We start from the raw sequence: 23,176 nt of genomic DNA, 5'->3' as shown, positions 1-23,176 counted from the left end.
GTCGCGCCCGATGCCGAGATCGGCTGGTTCGACATGTATGACAAAGAGAAAATGGCCCGGATCATTTCCGCCGCGACCAATCTCAAATGGCTCAACAGCATCTATGCCGGGGTCGAACATTTTCCGCTCGAACAGCTCAAGGCTCAAGGCACGATTCTCACCAATGGCGCTGGCCTGAACAGCGCCCCGATTGCCGAATTTGCGATCATGATGATGCTCGACGCCGCCAAGCGCAGCGATATCATCCACGACAATCACCGCCAGCACAACTGGCTGGAAACGCCGCCCGGAACAACCGAGATTGATGACAGCAAGGCGCTGATCATCGGCTATGGCGGGATCGGTCAGCAGATCGCCAAAAAGCTCTCCGGCTTTGACGTTGAGGTGACCGCTGTCCGCCGCACCGCGACCGGAAAAGCCAACGTTATCGGGCTGGACGACTGGCGGGACCGGCTCGGGGAATTTGACTGGGTGTTCGTTTCCGCACCGGCAACGAGCGACACCAGACACATGTTTGGCGCGGATGAATTTGCCGCGATGAAATCCTCTGCCTGGCTGATCAATGTCGCACGCGGCACTCTGGTTGATCAGGACGCCTTGCTGACAGCCCTGAACAGCAAAGCCATCGGTGGCGCCGCGCTCGACGTCGCCGACCCCGAGCCATTGCCCTCCAATCATCCGCTTTGGGACGCACCCAATTGCATGATCACCATGCATTTGTCGGGCACGGCGCAAACCCGGATGTTCCAGCGCGCGGCTGTCCGCTTTGTCGAAAATCTGAAGCGTTACCGGAATGGCGACCCGATGATTGCCGTGGCCGATTTTGATCGTGGATATTGAGGGGGTGACACCTCGTTTATTTTAACTTATCAACTAAGAACATAGGGTATGGTGAGTCTCTTTCTAGAGGGGATTGAGAGTCATCGGGGTCGCTGCCATTTCTTTGCACAAGCACTGATCATCACGATCAGAGAGGGGGCCACATGACCAAAGCATCCGATCTATTTGTAGAATGTCTCGAAAATGAAGGCGTCGAATATATATTCGGCGTCCCGGGCGAAGAGAATCTCGACATGCTCGACAGCCTGTCCCGCTCCAAAAAAATCAAACTCATTCTGACCCGTCACGAACAGGGTGCCGGTTTCATGGCGGCCACTTATGGTCGGCATACCGGCAAGACCGGCGTCTGCATGGCGACCCTGGGACCCGGGGCGACCAATCTGGTGACCGCAGCTGCCTATGCGCAACTGGGCGGCATGCCGATCCTGATGGTGACCGGACAGAAGCCGATCAAGAAATCCAAACAGGGCCGGTTCCAGATTCTCGACGTCGTCGACATGATGGGCCCGATCACCAAATTCACCCATCAGCTGGCATCCGCCGACAATATTCCCAGCCGTGTCCGCGAAGCGATTCGTCTGGCCGAGGAAGAGAAGCCCGGCGCCACTCATATCGAATTCCCCGAGGACATTGCCGACGAGGAAACCGATTCGACCCCGATTGCGCCCAGCCTGACGCGGCGTCCGATTGCCGAAGCAAAGGCGGTGCGGGCAGCGACCAAGAAAATTGAAGGCGCCAAGTCACCGATCATTGTCGTCGGCGGCGGTGCCAACCGAACGACCACCGGACGCATGCTCACGCAATTCATCGAGAAGACCGGCATTCCGTTTGTCACGACCCAGCTGGGCAAGGGTGTGGTCGATGAAACGCACAAGGAGTTCATGGGCTGCGCGGCGCTGTCGGCCAATGATTTCGTCCACCGCGCGATCGAGTCGGCGGATCTGATCATCAACGTCGGTCATGATGTGATCGAAAAGCCGCCGTTCTTCATGGCGACGGGCAGCACCGAAGTCATTCACGTGTCGATGAACAGCGCGGAAGTCGATCCGGTCTATTTCCCGCAGATCGAAGTGATTGGCGATATCGGCAATGCGATCTGGCAGATGAAGGAAGATATCGTTCCGTCCGGCAGCTGGAATTTCGACGCGATGTACAAGGCGCGCAGAGCGGAAGAAGAGCATACCGATACAATGGACGACGATATGCGTTGCCCGATCTACCCGCCGCATCTGGTCAAGGTGATCCGCGACGCCATGCCTGCGGACGGCATCATCTGTCTCGACAATGGTGTCTACAAGATCTGGTTTGCCCGCAATTACAAGGCACGGCAGGCCAATACGGTTCTGCTCGACAATGCGCTGGCGACAATGGGCGCCGGCCTGCCCTCTGCCATGGCTTCGGCGATGGTTTATCCCAAACGCAAGGTCATGGCAATCTGCGGCGACGGCGGCTTCATGATGAACAGCCAGGAAATGGAAACCGCTGTCCGGCTGAAACTCAACATCACCGTGCTGGTGCTGAACGACAACAGCTATGGCATGATCCGCTGGAAACAGGCGAATATGGGCTTCAAGGACTGGGGGCTGACCTATGGCAATCCCGATTTCGTCAAATATGCAGAAGCTTATGGGGCCAACGGCTACCGGATCACCAGCGCCCAGAATCTGAAGGAAACAATCGACAAATGCCTGAACAGCGAAGGCGTTCATCTGATCGATTGTCCGGTCGACTATTCGGACAATGATCGCATTTTGAATCACGAGATCAAGGAACTCAGCGCGAAGGTGTGAGTGATAGCCTATGACCAAATTGAAAGACGTCTATCCGCTTTATCTCAACAATGAAGCGGTGCAGCCCAATACGGACCTGGAAGTCACCGACAAATATACCAATGAAGTCGCCTTCCGGACCGCGCTGGCTACGCCGGATGTTATCGAGGAGGCCATAGCCGGAGCGGTCGCCGCCGCTGAACCGATGGCGGCAATGGCCAGCTATCAACGCCAGAATGTGCTGCAACATTGCGTCGACCGGTTCAAGGAGCGGTTTGATGAACTGGCTTATTCGCTCTGCGTCGAAGCCGGCAAGCCGATCAAGGATGCCGAAGGCGAAACCACACGCCTGATCGATACGTTCCGGATTGCCGCCGAAGAGTCCGTCCGCAACTATGGCGAGGTCCAGCCGCTCGACATTTCTGCGCGCGCCGAAGGTTATATGGGCATGTGGAAACGGGTACCCATCGGTCCCTGCAGCTTCATTTCTCCGTTCAACTTCCCGCTCAATCTGGCCGCGCACAAGATTGCCCCGGCGATTGCCGTCGGATGCCCGTTCGTCATGAAACCGGCCAGCAAGACGCCGCTTGGCGCGATCATCATGGGCGAGATATTGGCAGAGACCGATCTGCCAAAAGGCGCCTTCTCGATTCTGCCCGCGAGTCGGGATGGCGCTGACCTGTTCACGGTTGATGAGCGTCTGAAGCTGCTTTCCTTCACCGGTTCGCCCGGGGTCGGCTGGGATTTGAAAGCCAAGGCCGGCAAGAAAAAAGTGGTTCTGGAACTCGGCGGCAATGCGGCGGTGATCATCGACCAAGACGCGGACCTCGACGATGCTCTGGAGCGGGTCGTGTTCGGCGCCTTTTATCAGTCCGGCCAGAGCTGCATCGGCGTGCAGCGGATCATCATCCATGAAAGCATTTACGGCAAGTTCAAGGACATGCTGGTTGCCAAGACAAAATCACTCGTCTCCGGCGACCCAAAGGAACGGGACACGTTCATCGGTCCAATGATTTCCGAAGGCGAAGCCAAGCGTCTGCACGGCTGGATCGAAGCCGCCGTTGACGGAGGCGCAACGCTGCTCTGTGGCGGCAATCGCGAGGGCAATATGCTCGAGGCCACGTTGCTGGAAAATGTCGACACCAGCGCCGACGCCTATCGCGAAGAAGCCTTTGGTCCGCTTGCTCTGCTTTCCCAGTTCAGCGATTTCGGAGCGGCGCTGGAAGAGGTCAACGACAGCAAGTTCGGCCTGCAGGCCGGCATTTTCACGCGCGACCTTTTCAAGACCCTCGATGCGTGGGATCATCTCGATGTCGGCGGCGTGGTGATCAACGATGTGCCGTCCTATCGGGTCGACAATATGCCTTATGGCGGCGTGAAGGACAGTGGCCTTGGCCGCGAAGGCATAAGATTTGCCATGGAAGACATGACCGAAATCCGCAATCTGGTGATTCGCCGCAAGCCAGGTTAGATCCGGTCTCGCGACAGCGGGATAGAAGCGGGGCATCCGTCCCCAAAGTTTGTCAAAGTTGGGGCCAATGAAGCGTATTGCGGGCACCCGTTGCCGGTCGTTTCTGGATTTCGGCAAGTCCCGTTTGTCTTTTTTTCCGGACCGATCGGGGCAGCATATGGGATCGCTTTTCGGTCCAACATCCAGGTCATCGAACAGACGCAATGGCGGGAGATGGCCCCCTGCTTTCGCAGCGGCACGACAAGGCAAATGCCTGACAGCGGCGCGCGTTTTTATTTTCTGTGACCTTTGCCCCAAAGCCCCAGAATTCCGGCCTTTGTTGGAAGCCAGCCGGATGCGGACTGTGACCTTCCGGCGGGGCGCACTCCCGTCCGGTTGAAAGCGCTGATTCATTCAGATTGTCAAAGAGCCGGTCTCCGAAACTGCCGAAGGATCGGGAAGACAATATGCGATTGGGGCAGTTGTAGGAAAGAACTACCAATGCGCCGGGGCCCGGCGCAAGCCAATGAGCGTTGCCAATGCGCCACACTGTGCTTGCGATACCGCAAGACTCCGCTGCCAAGACCCTAAAAAATAATAGAAATCGGGCGGTTTTCGTTTGCATTGAGGATCGGATGGGCGATAGATAAACTTATCGTTCTAGCGAACGGTAAGGGTCGCGTCGTGCTGAATGAGGGGACCGGTTTCAAAACCGGATTGGGCAACGATGCAAACGAAGAAAATCTTTTCGTGGGTACCAGGCTGGCCAGTACTGGCCGCTACCCTATTCTGCTCGACCCTCGTCGCAGCCGCATTGTTCATCTCGACCATGGCAAGCCCGGCTCCGGTGGAAGCTGCGACGGATCTTGCCAGTGGCACCTATCTCGGCGTGGCAAGCTGCGGTGCCACCACGTGTCACGGACGACAGGAAGCCGATGGCGAAATCGTCCGGCAGGATGAAATCTTGCGCTGGCAGGAAGATTCCACACCCGGCGGCGCGCATAGCCGCGCCTTCCGCGTCCTGCGTGAGCCGCGAAGCATCGCCATCGCCCAGCGTCTGGGTCTGAAGGATGCGGCCTCCGCATCGGAATGTCTGGGCTGTCACACCACGCAGGCGGCCCGCAAAGGCCCCCGATTCCAGCTCAACGATGGCGTCGGCTGCGAATCCTGCCACGGTGCGTCTTCCGGCTGGCTCTCCAGCCATTATGCTGTCGGCGCTAGCCATGCCCGCAATGTTGCGCAGGGATTGGTGCCGCTGACCAATCCAAAAGCAAGGGCCAGCGTCTGCCTCGACTGTCATTTCGGGAGCGCGAACAAGGGCCAGTTTGTCGATCACCGGATCATGGCTGCCGGCCACCCGCGTATCTCGTTCGAAATGGACCTTTTCTCCACGCTGCAACAGCATCATGACGAGGATGTCGATTATGTGCGCCGCAAGGGTCGCACCAACAGCGTCCAGTTCTGGGCGGTCGGTCAGGCGATGGCGCTCGAACGCTCGCTGAATCTTTTCTCCAAACCGGCTCTGGCCACCGAGGGCATTTTCCCAGAATTTTATTTTTACGACTGTCACAGCTGCCACCGCCGGATTTTTGATGATCCGTCCGCACGTCCGACCGCGGTCAATAATCCCGGACGACCCATTCCGGAAGGCATGCCGCCCTATAATGATGAAAATATGATCATGCTCAGCGCAGCCATCAAGGTGGCTGCACCGGACCTCGCGAGCGAATTCGACAGCCGGTCGAGGGCGTTTCATGCCGCCATGGCTCAGGGCAGAGAGCCCGCCGTTCAGGAAGCGGCCCGGTTGCGGCAATATGCGACACAGCTCGCCGACCGCTTCTCCCGCGCCAGTTTTGGCCGGGACCAGACGTTCGAGATCATGGAGACGATTGCCGGTCAGGCGATTTCGCCGCGCTTCACCGATTATGAAGGCAGCGTGCAGTCGGTCATGGCGATCGACACCCTGCTCAACGGACTGGTCAACAGCGGTCAGGTCAGCCAATCCGCTGCCGCCAGCCTGCGCGGGCAGATCAATGTCGCTTATGCCGCTGTCGCCGAACCCAATGCTTATGAACCGCTGAAATTCCGCAGATCCCTGGGCAGCGCCGTACGCACCATCCGGTCGCTGAGATAGAGGATAAAGAATGCGCAAACCGTTTCTGACATCCGCCATTTCCGCCGCCGCGCTCCTGCTGACATCCTGTGGCGGTGGTGGCGGCAGCAATGATTTCGGCGGGACACCCTCGCCGTCTCCGGCGCCGACGCCCGCGCCGCCACCGGCTGGCGGGCTGTTCGCTACCCCGGCCCAGCGCGCCCTGACCGTTGCAGATGTGCAAAAAATCATTGCGCAGGCGGCCGGTGAAGCCGAAGCCCGCAATCTTCCGGCGGTCATTGCCGTAGTCGACAGGGTCGGCAATGTGCTGGCGGTGTTCGATATGAATGGTTCGAACAACGGCTCGAGCGCAGTGGCGGTGAGTTCCAGGCAGATTGGTGGCATTGCGGGTCCCGGCGACACCATCGGTTTGCAAGGGGCAATGGTGCCTGGTGCAGCCGCGGCCATAGCCAAGGCGATAACCGGGGCCTATCTTTCCAGCGGGGGCAATGCCTTTTCCAGCCGCACGGCCAGTCAGATCGCGCAGGAGCATTTTCCACCGGCACCCACCACCGTTGGCCTGGAAAGCGGCCCGCTGTTCGGCGTTCAGTTCAGTCAGCTGCCCTGCTCGGACCTATCCCAGCGATTCAGTCCGATGGGCGGTGCCGGGTCGCTGATCGGTCCGAAACGGTCGCCGCTTGGCCTCGCCGCTGATCCCGGCGGATTGCCGCTGTACAAAGACGGCGTGGTGGTCGGCGGCATCGGCATCATGGGGGATGGAGACTATGGTTTCGACCCCAATATCCTCGATGTCGAAGTGGATGACGAAGAAGCCATTGCGCTGGCCGGCATTCAGGGTTTTGCACCGCCCGCCTCGATTACTGCCAACCGGATATCGGTCGATGGTACCTCCTTGCGGTTCAGCGACATGGTGGTCGGTGATCTGGCCCCGCTGCGAGGCAATTTCGCCGCGATAAACGGCACGATCGGTAATCTGCTGGCGGTTACCGGCTATACCGATGGCGCCATCATCGCTGGCACCGCTTACGGAACGGAAGCGTCCGGCATCCGGGCGTCAACCGCAGGGGAATTCAGCAATCGGGATGCCTTTGTCCTCACCGATGGCACGGGCGCCAACCGCTTCCCGATCCGCGGCGGTACCGACAGTGCTGCGGTAGCCGCACCGCTTACCGCAGCGGAAGTGCAGGCAATTCTGGAAGAAGCCTTCATCATTTTCAGCCGCGCCAGGGCGCAGATCCGCCAACCGCTTGACAGCCGGATGCAGGCGACCGTGAGCGTGGTCGACACCCATGGACAGATATTGGGAATTGTCCGCACTCCCGATGGCCCGATTTTTGGCACGGACGTATCCCTGCAAAAGGCCCGCACCGCTGCCTTCTTCTCCAATTCGGTCGCGGCCCAGCAACTGCTCGGCACACCGGTGCTGCCCGGCGTCACGAATGTGCCAGGCTATGTACAGCGCGTGCGCACATTCCTGGGCGATCCCAATGCCCTGACCGGCACGGTCGCTTTTGCCGATCGTTCCGGCGGCAATATTGCCAGACCCTATTTCCCTGATGGCGAGATCGGACGCCCTCCTGGTCCACTGTCGGTTGCCCAGTCCGCACAATTCAGTCCTTTCGCGGTCGGGCTGCAGCTCGATCTGGTCGTTCCCAACATTGTTGCCCATCTGGCCTTTGTCGGTTCCAATGGCGCCAGCCCCGATACGCCGCAACGCTGCACGCAATTGCCAAGCATAGCCAATAGCGGCGGCCAGAATCGCCTGTCCAACGGTCTGCAGATATTCCCCGGCAGCGTGCCGATCTACCGCGGTGACAGGCTCATCGGCGGGATCGGAGTCTCCGGCGATGGCATTGATCAGGATGATATGGCGAGCTTCCTCGGACTGCACAATGCGGCCCAGCGCGTCGGCGGAATCGGCAATGCACCCAAAGCGATCCGGGCCGACAATATCGTCGTCAATCTCGGCAACGCCAATGTCCGGCTGCGTTATGTGAGCTGCCCATTCGCTCCGTTTCTCGACACGAATGCCCAGAATGTCTGCGAGGGGCTTTAGGACGGATGTCGGGGCTTGCTTCCTCTTTCGTGCCGATCCTGGCGGTGATGTCCGGCCAGGTGGAGCAACTGGAAGCTCGGCAGGCTTCGATTCATGACATGGAGGCGTCTCTGATCGCCATGCTCGCCGGACAAAATAAGGGCGGAACAGGCATAGAAACTTCCGATTTCGGACCACAAGCGGCCATGGGCGGACCGGATCCGGATGCAGAAGCGGCGGAAGAGGACGTAGAAGCGGCCGCTGATCAGCCTACCTTGGAAGATGCTTCCAATGCCTCCATTCTGGAACCGCCGGAATCGCCCGATCAACTGGAAACAGAGCTTGATGGGCTGGATGCCGACGAGGCCCTGATCGATGGGCGGCGTCGGCCGGGTGTGCAAAAGGAATTGCCGGATCCGGTAACCCAGAACAATCCGGGCGCGGTCAATGCGCCGCCGCCCGAAGCCTTTCCAACGGACGAATTCCCGGTACCCGATCGCTGGCGCATCATGCAGAGCCTGTGTCCCGCGAAGGGGGGCGATGACGCGATCTACACGTTGTTCGGCGCCTTACGGAACAATTGCCACAGCACGCTCAATCCCTACCGTCAGAATGTTCTCAAGGGCGACAAGCCGATCCCGGCCGACAAGAAACCGGGCTTCCTGAAGGGCGACGACTGGTTCTTTGTCGCCAATCTGATTTCGGATACGGTTTTCGAACCACGCAGTTTCCCCATTCCCGTGGGCGTACAGACCACGGAACGACCGAATAATATCGACGTGTTCGGGCGATCCGGTTCGGAAGTCTATGCCCAGACTTTCATCACCGGCTTTGCCCTGATCAAGGGATCGACCGCCTATAAACCGCCGGATGTGGAATATCGCCTGACCCTGGCGACTCAGGTCAATCATGTGAATGTGCCGGAACGCCGGGTTTTGTTTGTCGAGCCTTCGAAGCCGTCCCGCCGCACCGACTGGTTCGTTGGCGTGCAGGAGGCGTTTTTCGACTATCATATCCGCAACACCTCGGCGCGCTATGATTTTGACAGTTTCCGGATCGGCATCCAGCCGATGCAGGCGGACTTTAGAGGGTTCCTGTTTCAGGACAACCAGCTCGGTTTCCGCCTGTTCGGCACCCGCGACAACAATCGGGTCCAGTATAATCTCGGGGCCTTTGTCCAGCTGGAAAAAGACACCAATTCCGGTCTCAACGACATCACCCAGACCCCGCGCGAAAGCTATATTTTCTTCGCCAATCTCTATCGCCAGGATCTGCCCTTTGTCGGTCTGACCAGTCAGTTCAGCCTGACCTATAATATGAATCGCGAGCGGTCCGATGTGGAAATCGACACCAATGGCTTTCCGGTCCGTCCGGCGCTGCTCGGCGACCTCCGGGGCCGGGCCTATGATGTCGTCTATCCGGGCTATGCCTTTGATGGCCGGATCGGGCGGATCAATCTATCGGGACAGGTTTACGGGGCGTTTGGTGAGGACCGGAACAGTTTCTTCACCAGCGAACCGGCCAAAATCGCCGCCTATTTTGGCGCTCTGGAAGCGAGTTATGACGTCGACTATCTGCGTTTTCGTGCCTCGGGACTGTTCGCCAGCGGAGACGGCAATCCCTACAACAACACCGAAGCGGGCTTTGATGCGATTTTCGAGAATCCCATTTTTGCCGGAGCCGACACCAGCTACTGGATCCGCCAGACCATCCCGTTCGCGGGGGGCGGCAGGGTGATCTCGATCAACGGTCGCAACGGTATCCTCAATTCGCTTCGGTCCTCCAAGGAGCAGGGACAAAGCAATTTCAACAATCCCGGCACCATATTGGCCGGTGTCGGCGTCGATGCCGACCTGACGCCGGATTTCCGGATTTCCGCCAATGCCAATCATCTCTGGTTCCACAAGACCGAGAGCCTGGAAGCCTTGCGGGTCGAAGGGTCGATACCCAAAGATATTGGCTGGGATCTTTCTGTGGCAGCGATCTACCGGCCCAAAGCCACGCAAAATATCGTATTCCGCTTGTCCGGTGCGGCTTTGCTACCCGGAAAAGGATTCAAGGATTTGTTTGACCAGACCGACAAGCGCGATTTCCATTATTCGATTCTGCTCAACGCGATATTGGCTTTCTGATGCATTGGCGAAAGATCATGAAGAGCAATAGCAAATGGATCCTTGCAGGATTGGGGGCAATGGCCCTGACCATTGCGCCAGCGTCATTGCTGCTTGCCGCAGGCAAGGAAAAACCACAGAAAATCGATTATAGTTTCACCCCCCCTGCTCCGCAGAATCAAACCTGGGACGAAGCGCAGGCAAAAAGCAGCGGCTGCCAGAGCTGTCACAGCGAGACCGACCAGAAGACCATGCACGAAACGCCCGCGGTGGTGCTGGGTTGCGTGGATTGTCATGGTGGCGACGCGTCGGTGGTCGGTGACAACAAATGGGGCCGCAACAGCCTTGCTTATATGGATGCGCTCAAAAAGGCACATGTTCTGCCGAAATATCCTGAAAGCTGGCACTGGCCATCTTCCGCCAATCCGAAGCGGAGCTATTCGCTGTTGAACGCGGAAGCGCCGGAATTCGTGCGCTTTGTCAATCCATCCGACTATCGGGTGGCGCGCGAATCCTGCGGCGCCTGTCATATGGAAATCATCGAGGCTTCGGAACGGTCGTTGATGGCAACCGGAGCGATGCTTTGGGGTGGAGCGGCCTATAATAACGGCATTGTCCCCTTCAAAAATTACGTGTTCGGCGAGGCCTATACGCGCGACGGCCAACCCGCCACGATCAAGTCTCCCGGCAATCCGCATGGCACGGTGACCGACGCCGAGAAGAAGCGCGGTGCATTGCCGATTCTTTATCCCTTGCCCACCTGGCACACGGTTCCACCAGGGGATATTTTCCGGGTGTTCGAACGCGGGGGGCGCAATATCAACACCCAGTTCCCGGAAATCGGACTGCCCAATATCGGCGGTATCATCCAGCGGCTGGAAGAGCCCGGCCGACCGGATCTGAAACAATCCAATCGCGGCCCCGGCACCGGTCTTCGCGTCGCCATTCCGGTGCTCAATATTCACAAGACCCGGCTCAACGACCCGTTCATGTGGTTCATGGGGACCAATGATCAGCCGGGTGACTATCGCCAGTCCGGCTGTGCTGGCTGTCACGTTGTCTATGCCAATGACCGCGAACCGCGGCACAGTTCGATCTGGGCCAAATATGGCCGGGATGGACAGACCCAGACGGTCGATCCGACCATTCGCAACCTGAAAGAGGGAGAACAGCGCTTCGGCAGCTTTGGCACCTATGATGCCTCGCATGGCGCAAAGGGCGGTCACGGCGAAGAAAAAGGCCATGGCGAAGACCAGACCGGTGATACGGATCCGGCGCAGCGGGAAAAAGGGCATCCGATCCAGCATGCCTTCACCAGAGCAATCCCGACCGCCCAGTGCATGAACTGTCATATGCACCAGCCGAACATCTTTCTGAACAGCTATCTCGGCTATACCATGTGGGATTATGAGTCGGACGCGCCTTATATGTGGCCAGGGCCAGACAATCTGACACCCAGGCCGGAAGGCATGAGCGACGAGGAATATCAGAAGAAATACAAGCAGCAGAAATATCCGGATGCCGAAGAAGTGCGGGCCGTGCTCGACCGGAACCCGGAAGGCGCCGCACCCAAGGGGCTTTGGGCTGACATCGACTTTCTGCGCAATGTTTACGACCTCAACAGCGAGACCAAGGACACGCAATTTGCCGACTATCATGGTCATGGCTGGAATTTCCGGGCGATCCTGAAACGCGACCGAGACGGCAATCTGCTGGATGCGGATGGCAACCAGGCCAGCTACTCCACCGATACCGACAATATCGTGGCCAATGACGATCCGGAAAAATTCCGCAGGAAAGGCGAAGGCCAGTTCGTCGAACCGGGAATCAATCCCGGTAAATCCGTCCATATGATGAGCATCCATGCCGAAGTGGGGATGCAATGCGCCGATTGCCATTTTGCCCAGGACAGCCACGGCAATGGCCTGATCTATGGCGAAGTTGCCAATGCCGTCGAAATCAGTTGCAAGGATTGCCATGGCACCGCCGATGCCTATCCGAACCTGATGACCAGCAATCTGGCGGCGCGTCCGAAAGGGAAGAATCTGGGTCTGCTCCGCAATGCCAATGGCGAACGGAGATTCGAATGGTTTGAAGACCCCAATGGGCAGCGCGTATTGATCCAGCGTTCGATCATCGATCCCGAGCTCAGCTGGCGCGTCAGCCTTGTGAAGAACAGCGTCGACCGTTCCCACCCTGACTTTAATCTCAAGGCCGCCCGGGCCAAGCTTATGTCCAAAACCGGTTCAGAAACCGGCAAATTTGCCTTTGGCAGCGGCGTTCCGAAAGACGATCGGGCGCACAAGGACGACAATATGGTGTGTTTCACCTGCCACCTCAGCTGGACGACAAGCTGCGGTGGCTGCCATTTGCCGATCGAAGCGAACTGGCAATCGGATAGCCACAAATATGAAGGCGGCACGACCCGAAACTATGCGACCTACAATCCTCAGGTCGCTCGCGATCAGATGTTCCAGCTGGGCCGCCACCAGACCACGAAGGGCAATATTATCGCTCCAGTGCGGTCGACATCAGCATTGGTCCTGTCTTCGACCAACATCAATCGCGAACGCATCTATGTCCAGCAGCCGCCAATCTCCGGCATCGGCTTTTCATCACAAGCTTTTGCACCCCATTTCCCGCACACCGTGCGCAAAACCGAGACCAAGCAATGTTCCGATTGTCACGTCAGCGAGGCCAATGACAATAATGCGATCATGGCGCAAACCTTGCTGCAAGGTACGAATTTCGTAAATTTTGTCGGCCTCCACGCTTGGGTCGGGCTAGAAAAGGGATTTGAAGCCGTCCGGGTGACCGAATGGGATGAACCGCAAGCAGTCATCGGCTCCTATCTGCAAAAATATGCCTATCCCGACTATTGGCGAATGCACGTTGAGGATAATGACCGGGAACTGATCGACTGGGTGCGCGGTGAACGGCTCGACAAGAATCTTTCTGGCGAAACCAAAGCGCTCGAAGAATTCAAGAATGTTATTCAAGGGACGAAAGATGCCGTTCGATGCCTGCAGCTGCGCGGCGAATATATGTTCGTGGCGGAAGGAAGCGGTGGTTTCCGCGCCTATGACGTTGCATCCATCGGCAATAAGGGTTTTTCGGAGCGGATCATCAAGGCGCCCTTTTCCTCGCTTGGCCATGATACGCATGTCCGCACCAAAAACGCGACTTGCATGGCGCTGGCTACCAACCAGCCCATCGCGCCCTTGCGTAACACCAAGGAATTGCGGGAGATTAACGAAGAACAGCCGTTCCATCCGATTTATAATTATGCCGTCATCACCGATAGTGAAGAAGGCCTGATCCTGGTCGACGTCAATACGCTCGCCGATGGAGAATTCCGGAATAATTTCTTCAAACGCAGTCTGACCTGGAACGAAGGAGGGGTGCTTGACGGTGCACAGCATATTACGCTGGCAGGCCATTATGCGTATATCACCACCGCTGCCGGATTGACCCTGATCGATCTTGATGAGCCGCTGAAGCCCCGCCACGTTGTCACCATTCCGATGACCGATGCGCGCGCGTCGGCTCTGCAATTCCGCTATCTTTGGGTGACCGATGTCGATGGTGTTAAACTGTTCGATGTCACGGACATGGAAAATCCGGTGGCAGTGCCGTCGGGGACCATTTCCCTGCGCAACGCTCGCCGACTCTATCTCGCCCGGACCTATGCCTATATCGCTGCCAAGGACGAAGGCTTGGTCATCGCAAACATCACCCGGCCGGAAGCACCAACGATTTACCGAAAAGAAACATTCGGCGGCGCGATGAACGACGCGGAAGATGTCATCGTCGGTTCCACCAACGCCACGCTGTTTGCCTATGTCGCCGATGGCCGCAATGGCCTGAAGGTGATCCAGTTGACCACACCCGATAGCCAGAAAAATTATTATGGCTTTTCACCGGCACCGATGCCGGAACTGATAGCCTTTGCCAGCACGCCGAAGCCGGCGCTGGCGTTGTCAAAAGGGCTGGATCGTGACCGGGCGGTGGATGAGACCGGCGGTCAGATGGCTGTCTTCGGGCGGCTGGGTTCTCGTCCGTTCACCCGCAGCGAGATGCAGCGCTTTTACCTGAACAGCAAGGGCAAGCCCTATTTTGTGAAGGATGAACCGGATCTGGCGGACTGGATCGGGCCTGTTCCGCCGATGATTGCGAGAAAATGACAACGAGCGGGGGCCGGGCCATCAAGTGGCACCGACCCCCTGTCCCCCGTTACACAACTCGGAGGAATGATTGCCCTGCGCGCTTGTGCGCAGGGCTTTGTCTATATTGCTTCAGAAGCGAAACCTTCAGCAGTTGCCGTCGATCGCGCGACCGGCCAATGCGCCTACGGCACCGCCAATGATTGTGCCTTCGGTCTTGTTACCGCGACGAGCGACTTCGTTACCGAGCAGGCCGCCGGCAATCGCGCCGATGATCGTACCACCAGTTCCACGGTCACAGCCCCGATAGCGGCGATCATTATAAGAGCGGCTATTGCGATAGCGACGCTGGTCACGATAATCCCGACTATCCCGATAGCGATCACCGCGATAGCGATCACCGCGATAGGTGTCACCGCGACGATATTCGCGATATCGGTCGCCCCGGACCTGCTCATAATATCCGCCGTTATAATAGCCGCCGCGCGCCTCTGCTGGCGTTGCGAAGGCCATCGTGGCGACGGCTGCGGCTGATACTGCGATACTTCCCAGAATTTTGTTGATCATCTTTTTACTCCAGAATTATTTTTCGAAACCCAAATCAATTGCTACCCAACGACTGTCCTTCTAGGGGCGCTGGCTTGACCAGATACTGAATGGCGGTTTTATCTCAGGTTCATATTTCAAGCATTTTTCCTGAATGGATTGGGAGCAGGCCGGAGGACTAGCTTTTTAATCCATTGCCGCTTTTTATCCTCTCCGATAGCAACGGACAGACATAGCGAAGAGGATGAGTGATGAAATTGAAGGGCAGGACAGCAGCGATAACGGGCGGTACAGCGGGGATTGGCCGCGGTATTGCCGAGGCCTTTCTGGCAGAGGGAGCCAATGTCGCGCTGATGGCGCGCAATCCTGAGAAGGGCGCGAACGTCATTGCGGAACTGGATGCCGGTGACCGGGCGATCTTCATTGCCGGGGACGTGATGGAACAGGATCAGGTCGAGGGATTTATCGACCAGACCGTCGCGCATTTTGGTACGATCGACATATTGGTCAACAATGCCGGCGGTGCCGGTGATCTCGCGCCCCTGGTTGATCTGACCGATGAAGCTTTTGACCAGGCGATGAAGTGGAACATCTATTCGACCTTCTGGGCAACGCGGCGGGCGCTCAGGCCAATGATCGCGCAGCAATGGGGCCGGGTGATCAATATCAGTTCGACCGAAGGCAAGATGGGCAAGCCTACCTTCGCGCCCTATACGATCGCCAAACATGGCATCAACGGCATGACCAAGGCGGTGGCGCAGGAAGTGGGCACATCGGGTGTCACCGTCAACGCCATTTGCCCCGGACTGATCCTGACCGACCTGATCATGCAGGGCGGCCCCGCGACCGCCGCCGGCATGGGCATGACCTTTGACGAGATGATCGACATGTTTTCCCAGGAAAGCGCCCTCAAGCGCCCGGGCAAGGTCGAGGAAGTCGCAGCGATGGCAGTGCTGCTGGCATCCGATGCCGGCGCGGGCATCACCGGCGGGACGCTGAGCGTCGACGGCGGGACCGCGCAATATTGATGCAATCCTGACGCAAAAATGATTCTGCCTGGCTGAGCGGCAGCGGCAAGCGGGAGCGGCGGCTGGCGCTGGCCCGCGGCTATCCGCATGGCCGCAGCGACTCCATCGCGCCAAGAGCCGGTTCGCGGCCCGGTCGCGCAAATGCAGATACCAATTATTGGTATTTTTCACTATTATTCAGTTTCGGTTCATATTGGCCGAACGAGTCATTTCTTCTATCTATATGATATATTTAGGTTTTTCAAAACTGGCACGCCCTGTGCAATGCTAGGGACATCTTCGCAGAAACATTTGTGAAGCACCAATTTGAACCAGAAGGAATTTGAAATGACCAACCTGAACATCCAAAATCAAGTCGCCGCCGCTTTTGCCGCCATTTTCGCCGCCGCTGTTCTTGTCAGCGCCAGCGTCGGCCCCGCCATCAATGCCGCCGCTCTGGTTGCCTGAACCCCGATAAACCTGAACCCCGATAAAGGAACCCTGACCATGTTTTCTCCCCAGTTTCAAAACCGCCTCGCCGCCGCCTTTGCCGCTTTCGTTTCCGCCTCGATCTTCCTGACGGCCTCGATCGGCCCCGCGGTCCAGAACAGCGCATCTCTGGTGATCTGATCACCGGAGATGTCCGACCGGGGCTGGCCGCCTCATTCCCGCTCACCCTGCCCCATCGCCTCCCGTTTAGTCTCCCTTAACATTTGACCGCTATTTCCCAGCCGGTGAGCGACATCCGCTGGCCCTCCTTCATCACCATCACGCTCGCCATGTGCACCGCGCTGTTTCTGGCGATCTTCCTCGGCGGCGGTCCGGTCGCTACCAGCGCCGCGGTCGGCAGCGATCCGCACCGGGCCAGCTTCGGCATATGTTTTGGCCCCGACCGCTACAGCTGCGTCGTCGACGGCGACACCATCTGGTTCGAGGGCCGCAAGATCCGGATCGCTGATATCAACACGCCGGAAATCTCGCAACCCGGCTGCGCGTCCGAGAAAAGACTCGGCCAGCAGGCGCAATTGCGGCTGCAGGACCTGCTCAATCAGGGCCGCTTCACCCTGCAAGGCATCGACCGGGATCAGGACAGATATGGCCGCGATCTCAGGATCATCACCCGCGATGGCGAAAGCCTGGGCGAGATATTGGTGACCGAGGGTCTGGCCGAACGCTGGCAGGGCCATCGCCGCGACTGGTGCTAGCCCGCTTTTCCCGGACGACTCCTCGGACGTCCCAGAAACCAGGCCAGCGCGAACAGCAGCATGAACAGTCCGTCGACCATCGCCCCGAAAAACACCGCGCCCATCGCCACCCGGCCCTGCCAATAGAGCCATGTGACCGGCAGAAAAAAGGCCAGCTTTTCCAGTATCGCAATCGGAACAAGCGGGCGATAGCGAACGGGGTCGATCGCGATCATCACGAAAATCAGCTGGAACACCAAGGCCAGTCCGATGAAGCCGTAATAATATTCCGGCCGCGCGCCCGCCTCTCCGAACAGACCCGGGACGAGCGCGAGAAAGCCCCATGCGGCGGCCAGGGCAAAAATGATTCGGACAGATTTCATGCTACCACCGGCCTATTCTTGACAATCTTTACAATGTTAAAAGAGAAAATTCCTGCCTGTCCCGGACGCACGATTTTGCGCCTTTTTCCAGCAGGTTGCAGATATCTGATGGCAGGATATTCCATTAGCCGTGCCTTAGCAGAAACCATGATTGTAGGACAGACCGGCAATCCGAAAAAAGCCGCAACGGATGGATAATGTCGCGCGTTCTGATAGGGAGCGACAGGAACCCGAACATGAGATCTTCTATGGAACATTATCGCCGCTATATCGGCTGGGGCGCGATCATCGTCGCAGCGCTCAACTTTCTCCCTCTGCCTCTGCCGGCCTTGCCGCCGATGCTGTCCGCATCGATGGCCTTGCTGCTGCCCGGGCTGGGCGGGGTGCTGATGATGCTCTCGCCGATGCTGCTGTTCGCCGCCGGGATCGGGCTGGTCAAGACTTGGGACGGCGGCCGCAAGCTGTTTGTGATCTGGTCGGTGATCGGCGGATTATCGGCGCTGGCCGGCCTGCAATATATGCCGCTCGCCGCCGCAGTCGATCTGGTGGTGATTGCGGTCTGTCTGCTGGTGGTGCTGTGGGGCGACTGGCGGCGGTTGTTGCCACAGTAGTGCCGAATGGTTGTGGTGAGGGGTTGTCAAAATAAGTCGTCATCCTGAACTTGTTTCAGGACCTCGTGAGGCAGCGCGCGAAGCTTGAGGGGTCCTGAAACGAGTTCAGGATGACGGGGGATGGTTCAGGATGACGAGGGCGGGGAAGTGAGTTTGACCAAAGCGGTATTTTGGGCAGCCGGACCTTGTGGCCAGGTATCTCGCCGGAATATAGTTTTGTCATGCCCTTGCAGCCCTGCGTCTACATCATGACCAACAAGCCGCGCGGCCTGCCTTATGTCGGGGTGACGTCCGACCTGATGGGCCGCATCTACCAGCATCGCACAGGAGCGGCGGACGGGTTTACCAAACGCTATAATCTGAACAAGCTGGTGCTGTTCGAGCAATATGGCAATATGGAACTGGCGATCACGCGCGAGAAGCAGCTGAAGCGCTGGCACCGGGAGTGGAAACTGAACCTGATCGAGGCGAGCAATCCCGCGTGGTGTGATCTGGCGGTGGATCTGGGGTTTGAGCCCATCAGGTGATTGGCCATGATCGGCATCATGAATTTGGCGTGATTCGTCATCCTGAACTCGTTTCAGGATCCCTCACGGTCACGGTTCGGGCTCTGGCTCAAGGGGTCCTGAAACAAGTTCAGGATGACGACTCGCCGTTCAGGGTGACCGCTCGTTCTTCAGCGTGACCACTCATTCTTCAAATATCGCGAACATTCTGCCCTAGCGGCACTTCAATCCGCCGCGGTCGATTTCGCGGCCGAGGAGGGCACCGCCTGCGGCACCCAATAGGGTGCCGACCGTGCGGTCACCTCTGCTGTCGATTTCGCGGCCGACGAGAGCGCCGACGGCGCCGCCGATGATCAGGCCGGTTGTGCCATTGTCGCGCTTGCAATGGTAGCGGCCGTCCCGGCCCCGCCAGATCCGGTCGTCGCGGCTGAGGCGGCGCGGTTCGTAATAGCGGCCGCGGTCGTCATAGCGGCTCTTATACTTGTTCTTGTGCTTTCCATAGGCCTTGGCATGGGGCGGCGGATCGGCGAGCACGACCCCGGTCGGCACGACCAGAGTAGCGGCGGCGACGGACAAAAGTAACTTGCGCATGGTAAAATTCCCGTTGCTGTTATTTCCAAAAAGCTGAACGGGTTTTACAAATCGCAAGATGAACACTCGGTGACCTGGATTGTCAGCATGGGTGAATATTGCGCGCCCTGGCTGATCCCGTTGGCGAGCAACGGCCGGGCAGGCTAGGTCAGGGACGCACTTTCCCAGCCGCCGCCCATTATCGAATCCCCCAGGATTCCGCTCTCGCTGACGCCCTTCACCATCCCGGCGAATTCCGCATAGGGCCTGGGATTGTCCAGTTCGTTGGCCATCCGGTCGCGAAAGGCATTGAGTCGCAGCGGATCGGCGGTGATGCCGGTTCCCTCGACCAGACGGTTCATCAGGTTGAAGATGCCGGTCACCGCAATGGTGTGGAACAGGGCCTTTTCGTCCCGGCCGGCGGCATAGACCGCCGCCGCGTCCGCGTCGGTCACGCTGGTCGGGGCAAGCGTCAGCTTTCGGGCATAAGCGAGCAGCGGCAACAGCTTTTCATCAATTCCCGCAGCCGCCGGGTCGGTGACCAGATTGTCGAACGTATCGGGTGCGACGCCGTGCACTTCGGCAAACGCCCGGTGCGAGCCGTAGCAGAAATCGCACTGGTTGAGCCCGGAGACATAGGCGGCGATCAGCTCGCGCTCGGCGACGCTGAGCGGCGATGGCCCGCGCAGGATCACGTCATGATAGTCGCACAGATATTCGAACCCCTCGCTATGCGCGGCGAGGACTTCGACCATTTCTGGATTGTCGGGGAGAGATGGAAATTTGGACATGGACTCGGCTCTTTCGGCAAGTACGATCACTGTATCAGGTACACGCGATAGCTTTAAGGATAGCTTAAGGAGCGCGCAGGAGATGCGGGCCGCCAGTCGGGGGGGCGAGCGGCGGTTATCGGATGCGGCGCGGATCATGCGAATGCGGCATGAGGAGAATCGTCATCCTGAACTGGTTTCAGGACCTCGGGCGATTGCGCGCGAACCGTGAGGGATCCTGAAACGAGTTCAGGATGACGATGCCATTTCAAATGCCATTTCATTAGCCTGTTCGCGATCATCGTGATAAAATGCGCGAACAAACGGAGGGGGAAAGTCATGAAGAAATTATCGATCATCGCGGGCGCCGTGCTGGCGCTGACCGGCGCGACCGCGGCCGGGGCGCAGGCCTTTGGCCAGGGCCAGTGGGTGCTGGCGCGCAGCGCGGTCGGCGGCAGTCATTTTTATCCCGGCGTGGTCGCGGGCATGTCCGGCAACCAGGTCACGATCAATTTTGATGACGGCACTACCGAAACCCGCCCCGCCAGCCAGGTCCGCCCCTATGACTGGCGCAACGGCAGTTTCGTCAGCTGTGTCTGGAGACCCGACGGCAAGGTCTATGGCGCCGTCATCCAGAAGATCTCCGGCGGCGGAACGCAGCTGACCATCCGCTATGTTGACGACGGCATCGTCGCGACGGTGCGGACCGGGGAATGCTATTCGGACTGAGGCGAAGGCTTTTGGGGAGTGGTGAGCGTGGTGGGGACGGACCCGTCATGGAGAACTGTTGGAAGGAACCCGTCGTCATCCTGAACTTGACTCAGGACCTTGGGAGGGTGTGCGCCAAGCTTGAGGGATCCTGAAACGAGTTCAGGATCACGAGGGGGAGAATTGGGGGGCTGATACCGTCATACCCGACCTAATGTTTGAAGCAATTTTCGCGGTGCCACTCCAAAAAATGTGGATAGGGCCGCATCGTTGGATCCTGGGGTGCAACAGCTTTTCTTGTCGGCAGCAAAAGTCGATCGAGACTCGCGACATCGTTGACATGATGGGAAATCATGATCGAAAGATCATCGCCCAGCGAGAGCAAACCACGATCAAACATCCAGTGCATCGTGCCGGAGAGCGCAAGCCCATTGTTGACACTATCTGGTCCTTTTGCGGATACAGGTTTTATATGGGCTGCTTCCACTTCAGCACGCCCACCGCCATTGATAAATTGCAATCCTGTAAAAGCACAGCGCCGGTCATAGGTGCGAATAATCGCCTTACGGAAATTAGCATCTCTCGCCGTTCTGGAGATCAGAATTTTACGCCGTTCCTGCTCGCTTTCAAATTGGTACGGCATTCGGTCTTCGTGCAACGCAGATCCGCCAACGATATCTGTACGTGGGAGCGCAGATGAATCCTCACCCAAGCCAAGGTTGATAATTCGAACAAAGTCTTCGGGTATCAAGGGACGAACGGCGGCTTGTGCATTTCGCAAGCCTGATTCGACCAGTTCTCCATCTATCCGATGGGATACATTCTGTCCGAAATCAAGATAGCTGCCGGGTTCAATCAGTGCGAGGAAATGATCCGGTGTAGTCGGATCACGAATAATATCTTCGACGAACGCAACTGCATAGAAACCACGGCCACCGGCTTTTACCGGTTCGTAGTAAACTGCCCAATCGCCCTTGAACAGCAACGCGCGGGACAAATAGCTTTTGGGAAATTGATATTGTTCATCGGGTCGATCGGTATAGTGCGTGTCGCGACGATGAACAAAAACACCTGCCATCACAAGGTGATAGACTTATCTATATTGTGAGGCAATGTCAGATGTGAAGAAGTGCCGTTTACGAGTTTTAATTTAGTCAGAAAATTATTAGCGAACTCCCGGTAATTTCGTAATTCATTTCTTGGGAGCTCGCTAAGCCGCTTCTTTCCCGCTCCGAGTCATATCCCCTCGGCCGGCAAGCAAGCCAGCGACCGAGATATCCTCGTCGATTTCCTCCCAATGCAGGCCACTGGGGCTTAGAAAAAACGATTTGCGTTGCTTGGCCGTCGCGTGCAGCAAGCGAGGGAACCAGACAAGCGGTACACCCAGCGTCCGACCATCTTCCAATTCTACCCACATCTGGTCCTCGTCAAACCGGACGGCGGTTGGTCTAGGCAAAGAACTCATTCCAAGCCTCCTCTATTATTTGACGGCGCGCGATGATGATGTCGCGCAACCGCCGGATCGTTTTCGCATCATAGCCTCGATTATAGGCCAATTCGACGTCCGGATATAGCCAGAATTTGGCGTCCACTCCCGGCTTTGCCGCGTGGATGTGAATCGGCTCGCGCGGGTCGCCTTCGTTGGAATAGAAATGGAATCGAAATCCGCGTTCGCGAAAGACGACGGGCATTAGTCAATTCGCTCCTCTTTCCGCAAGAGGAGCGGCTTAATATTCACTCCGCAGCAACCCCCGCCTGCTCGAACATATCCACGCCTTCATCCTCGACCGGCGCATCTTCGTTCGCGACCTTGCCCTTGCGCTGGTCGAAGCTCGACCACACGTCGTTCCATTCGCCCTTGGTCGCGCCTTTCGAATATTCGGTGGCGCGGGCTTCGAAGAAATTGGCGTGTTCGACGCCGTTCAGCAGCGGCGCGAGCCAGGGGAGCGGGTGGTCCTCGATCATGTAGATCGGCTGGAAGCCGAGCTGGCCGAGGCGCCAGTCGGCGATATAGCGGATGTAGCGCTTGATTTCCTTGGCGGTCATGCCGGTGACCGGGCCGTCGCTGAACGCGAGGTCGATGAAGGCATCTTCCAGCCGCACGGTTTTCTGGCAGCAGTCGATGATGTCATCCTTGACCGATTTGGTCAGACAGTCGCGTTCCTTGACGAATGTGTGGAACATCTTGATGATACCCTCGCAGTGCAGGCTTTCGTCGCGGATCGACCAGGTGACGATCTGGCCCATGCCCTTCATCTTGTTGAAGCGCGGGAAGTTCATCAGCATGGCGAAGCTGGCGAACAGTTGCAGCCCTTCGGTGAAGCCGCCGAACATCGCCAGGGTCTTGGCGATATCCTCGTCATTGTCGACGCCGAATGTGCCCATATAGTCGTGCTTGTCCTTCATCGCT

21 protein-coding genes are annotated in these 23,176 nt (G+C 57.9%); 13 read left to right on the top strand and 8 right to left on the bottom strand.

The window, feature by feature from the left end; all coding sequences use genetic code 11:
* From ACEW8J_RS00105 to ACEW8J_RS00075, 7 genes are all read left to right on the top strand, one after another.
* Positions 1-840, top strand: an 840-nt coding sequence (locus ACEW8J_RS00105) for a D-2-hydroxyacid dehydrogenase (protein ID WP_373489590.1), incomplete at its 5' end; no start/stop codon positions are given.
* 143 nt (positions 841-983) lie between these two features.
* Positions 984-2,630 (top strand): acetolactate synthase large subunit, encoded by a 1,647-nt coding sequence (locus ACEW8J_RS00100; RefSeq protein WP_373489589.1) that lies wholly within the window; start codon positions 984-986, stop codon positions 2,628-2,630.
* A gap of 10 nt (positions 2,631-2,640) precedes the next feature.
* Positions 2,641-4,080, top strand: a complete 1,440-nt coding sequence (locus tag ACEW8J_RS00095) for an aldehyde dehydrogenase family protein (RefSeq protein WP_373489588.1) — start codon at positions 2,641-2,643, stop codon at positions 4,078-4,080.
* Between the two features lie 808 nt (positions 4,081-4,888).
* Complete coding sequence (locus ACEW8J_RS00090) at positions 4,889-6,193, top strand: multiheme c-type cytochrome (protein ID WP_373489593.1); 1,305 nt, start codon at positions 4,889-4,891, stop codon at positions 6,191-6,193.
* A 10-nt stretch (positions 6,194-6,203) separates the two neighbouring features.
* Complete coding sequence (locus tag ACEW8J_RS00085; RefSeq protein WP_373489587.1) at positions 6,204-8,228, top strand: heme-binding protein; 2,025 nt, start codon at positions 6,204-6,206, stop codon at positions 8,226-8,228.
* Positions 8,229-8,413: 185 nt separating this feature from the next.
* A complete protein-coding gene (locus tag ACEW8J_RS00080; protein ID WP_373489592.1) occupies positions 8,414-10,339 on the top strand; it encodes a hypothetical protein in 1,926 nt (641 codons plus the stop codon).
* A 17-nt stretch (positions 10,340-10,356) separates the two neighbouring features.
* Positions 10,357-14,502: a hypothetical protein gene (locus tag ACEW8J_RS00075; RefSeq protein WP_373489586.1), complete on the top strand. Its 4,146-nt coding sequence runs from the start codon at positions 10,357-10,359 to the stop codon at positions 14,500-14,502.
* A gap of 126 nt (positions 14,503-14,628) precedes the next feature.
* Here the strand turns inward: ACEW8J_RS00075 and ACEW8J_RS00070 are convergent, their stop codons facing one another.
* Positions 14,629-15,048, bottom strand: a complete 420-nt coding sequence (locus tag ACEW8J_RS00070) for a glycine zipper 2TM domain-containing protein (RefSeq protein ID WP_373489585.1) — start codon at positions 15,046-15,048, stop codon at positions 14,629-14,631.
* A 230-nt stretch (positions 15,049-15,278) separates the two neighbouring features.
* Between ACEW8J_RS00070 and ACEW8J_RS00065 the strand changes: the two genes are divergently transcribed.
* The 3 genes from ACEW8J_RS00065 to ACEW8J_RS00055 all read left to right on the top strand — a co-directional run bounded on the left by ACEW8J_RS00065 (position 15,279) and on the right by ACEW8J_RS00055 (position 17,239).
* The gene (locus ACEW8J_RS00065) at positions 15,279-16,055 is read left to right on the top strand and encodes an SDR family NAD(P)-dependent oxidoreductase (RefSeq protein WP_373489584.1); all 777 of its coding nucleotides are present in this window, start codon (positions 15,279-15,281) and stop codon (positions 16,053-16,055) included.
* A 486-nt stretch (positions 16,056-16,541) separates the two neighbouring features.
* Positions 16,542-16,664, top strand: coding sequence for a hypothetical protein (locus ACEW8J_RS00060; protein WP_373489583.1), 123 nt, complete (start codon positions 16,542-16,544; stop codon positions 16,662-16,664).
* 83 nt (positions 16,665-16,747) lie between these two features.
* Entirely contained in the window at positions 16,748-17,239 is a 492-nt protein-coding gene (locus ACEW8J_RS00055) for a thermonuclease family protein (RefSeq protein WP_373489582.1), read from the top strand.
* On the opposite strand, the gene ACEW8J_RS00050 is transcribed toward ACEW8J_RS00055, so the two are convergent.
* On the bottom strand, positions 17,236-17,601 hold the full coding sequence (locus tag ACEW8J_RS00050) for a hypothetical protein (RefSeq protein ID WP_373489581.1): 366 nt from the start codon (positions 17,599-17,601) through the stop codon (positions 17,236-17,238). The genes ACEW8J_RS00055 and ACEW8J_RS00050 overlap by 4 nt on opposite strands.
* A 236-nt stretch (positions 17,602-17,837) precedes the next feature.
* On the opposite strand from ACEW8J_RS00050, the gene ACEW8J_RS00045 reads away from it, so the two are divergent.
* Both ACEW8J_RS00045 and ACEW8J_RS00040 read left to right on the top strand, forming a co-directional pair.
* Positions 17,838-18,212 carry a hypothetical protein gene (locus tag ACEW8J_RS00045; RefSeq protein ID WP_373489580.1) on the top strand — a complete coding sequence of 125 codons (375 nt, stop codon included), beginning with the start codon at positions 17,838-17,840 and terminating at the stop codon, positions 18,210-18,212.
* A gap of 221 nt (positions 18,213-18,433) precedes the next feature.
* Positions 18,434-18,739, top strand: coding sequence for a GIY-YIG nuclease family protein (locus tag ACEW8J_RS00040; protein ID WP_373489591.1), 306 nt, complete (start codon positions 18,434-18,436; stop codon positions 18,737-18,739).
* A gap of 192 nt (positions 18,740-18,931) precedes the next feature.
* Here the strand turns inward: ACEW8J_RS00040 and ACEW8J_RS00035 are convergent, their stop codons facing one another.
* A complete protein-coding gene (locus ACEW8J_RS00035) occupies positions 18,932-19,309 on the bottom strand; it encodes a glycine zipper 2TM domain-containing protein (protein WP_373489579.1) in 378 nt (125 codons plus the stop codon).
* A gap of 143 nt (positions 19,310-19,452) precedes the next feature.
* Entirely contained in the window at positions 19,453-20,079 is a 627-nt protein-coding gene (locus ACEW8J_RS00030; RefSeq protein WP_373489578.1) for a carboxymuconolactone decarboxylase family protein, read from the bottom strand.
* Positions 20,080-20,397: 318 nt separating this feature from the next.
* On the opposite strand from ACEW8J_RS00030, the gene ACEW8J_RS00025 reads away from it, so the two are divergent.
* Entirely contained in the window at positions 20,398-20,787 is a 390-nt protein-coding gene (locus ACEW8J_RS00025) for a hypothetical protein (protein ID WP_373489577.1), read from the top strand.
* 190 nt (positions 20,788-20,977) lie between these two features.
* Here ACEW8J_RS00025 and ACEW8J_RS00020 read toward each other — a convergent pair whose 3' ends face one another.
* From ACEW8J_RS00020 to ACEW8J_RS00005, 4 genes are all read right to left on the bottom strand, one after another.
* Positions 20,978-21,844, bottom strand: a complete 867-nt coding sequence (locus tag ACEW8J_RS00020) for an HNH endonuclease (RefSeq protein WP_373489576.1) — start codon at positions 21,842-21,844, stop codon at positions 20,978-20,980.
* 132 nt (positions 21,845-21,976) lie between these two features.
* Positions 21,977-22,231 (bottom strand): DUF2442 domain-containing protein, encoded by a 255-nt coding sequence (locus tag ACEW8J_RS00015; protein WP_373489575.1) that lies wholly within the window; start codon positions 22,229-22,231, stop codon positions 21,977-21,979.
* Entirely contained in the window at positions 22,215-22,457 is a 243-nt protein-coding gene (locus tag ACEW8J_RS00010; protein ID WP_373489574.1) for a DUF4160 domain-containing protein, read from the bottom strand. The genes ACEW8J_RS00015 and ACEW8J_RS00010 overlap by 17 nt, the downstream gene beginning before the upstream one ends.
* A gap of 43 nt (positions 22,458-22,500) precedes the next feature.
* Positions 22,501-23,176 (bottom strand): ribonucleotide-diphosphate reductase subunit beta (locus tag ACEW8J_RS00005; protein WP_373489573.1); only part of this gene is annotated, 676 nt, incomplete at its 5' end.

This window comes from Parasphingorhabdus sp. (assembly GCF_041748495.1).
In the GTDB taxonomy this organism is placed as follows: domain Bacteria; phylum Pseudomonadota; class Alphaproteobacteria; order Sphingomonadales; family Sphingomonadaceae; genus Parasphingorhabdus.
Note: the sequence above shows the minus strand (reverse complement) of the source record. Positions and strands in the feature narration are given on the sequence as shown.

Coding starts and splice junctions, on each gene's coding strand:
- ACEW8J_RS00100 (WP_373489589.1), top strand. CDS start 984: ATGACCAAAGCATCCGATCTATTTGTAGAATGTCTCGAAAATGAAGGC.
- ACEW8J_RS00095 (WP_373489588.1), top strand. CDS start 2,641: ATGACCAAATTGAAAGACGTCTATCCGCTTTATCTCAACAATGAAGCG.
- ACEW8J_RS00090 (WP_373489593.1), top strand. CDS start 4,889: ATGGCAAGCCCGGCTCCGGTGGAAGCTGCGACGGATCTTGCCAGTGGC.
- ACEW8J_RS00085 (WP_373489587.1), top strand. CDS start 6,204: ATGCGCAAACCGTTTCTGACATCCGCCATTTCCGCCGCCGCGCTCCTG.
- ACEW8J_RS00080 (WP_373489592.1), top strand. CDS start 8,414: ATGGGCGGACCGGATCCGGATGCAGAAGCGGCGGAAGAGGACGTAGAA.
- ACEW8J_RS00075 (WP_373489586.1), top strand. CDS start 10,357: ATGAAGAGCAATAGCAAATGGATCCTTGCAGGATTGGGGGCAATGGCC.
- ACEW8J_RS00070 (WP_373489585.1), bottom strand. CDS start 15,048: ATGATCAACAAAATTCTGGGAAGTATCGCAGTATCAGCCGCAGCCGTC.
- ACEW8J_RS00065 (WP_373489584.1), top strand. CDS start 15,279: ATGAAATTGAAGGGCAGGACAGCAGCGATAACGGGCGGTACAGCGGGG.
- ACEW8J_RS00060 (WP_373489583.1), top strand. CDS start 16,542: ATGTTTTCTCCCCAGTTTCAAAACCGCCTCGCCGCCGCCTTTGCCGCT.
- ACEW8J_RS00050 (WP_373489581.1), bottom strand. CDS start 17,601: ATGAAATCTGTCCGAATCATTTTTGCCCTGGCCGCCGCATGGGGCTTT.
- ACEW8J_RS00045 (WP_373489580.1), top strand. CDS start 17,838: ATGAGATCTTCTATGGAACATTATCGCCGCTATATCGGCTGGGGCGCG.
- ACEW8J_RS00040 (WP_373489591.1), top strand. CDS start 18,434: ATGCCCTTGCAGCCCTGCGTCTACATCATGACCAACAAGCCGCGCGGC.
- ACEW8J_RS00035 (WP_373489579.1), bottom strand. CDS start 19,309: ATGCGCAAGTTACTTTTGTCCGTCGCCGCCGCTACTCTGGTCGTGCCG.
- ACEW8J_RS00030 (WP_373489578.1), bottom strand. CDS start 20,079: ATGTCCAAATTTCCATCTCTCCCCGACAATCCAGAAATGGTCGAAGTC.
- ACEW8J_RS00025 (WP_373489577.1), top strand. CDS start 20,398: ATGAAGAAATTATCGATCATCGCGGGCGCCGTGCTGGCGCTGACCGGC.
- ACEW8J_RS00020 (WP_373489576.1), bottom strand. CDS start 21,844: ATGGCAGGTGTTTTTGTTCATCGTCGCGACACGCACTATACCGATCGA.
- ACEW8J_RS00015 (WP_373489575.1), bottom strand. CDS start 22,231: ATGAGTTCTTTGCCTAGACCAACCGCCGTCCGGTTTGACGAGGACCAG.
- ACEW8J_RS00010 (WP_373489574.1), bottom strand. CDS start 22,457: ATGCCCGTCGTCTTTCGCGAACGCGGATTTCGATTCCATTTCTATTCC.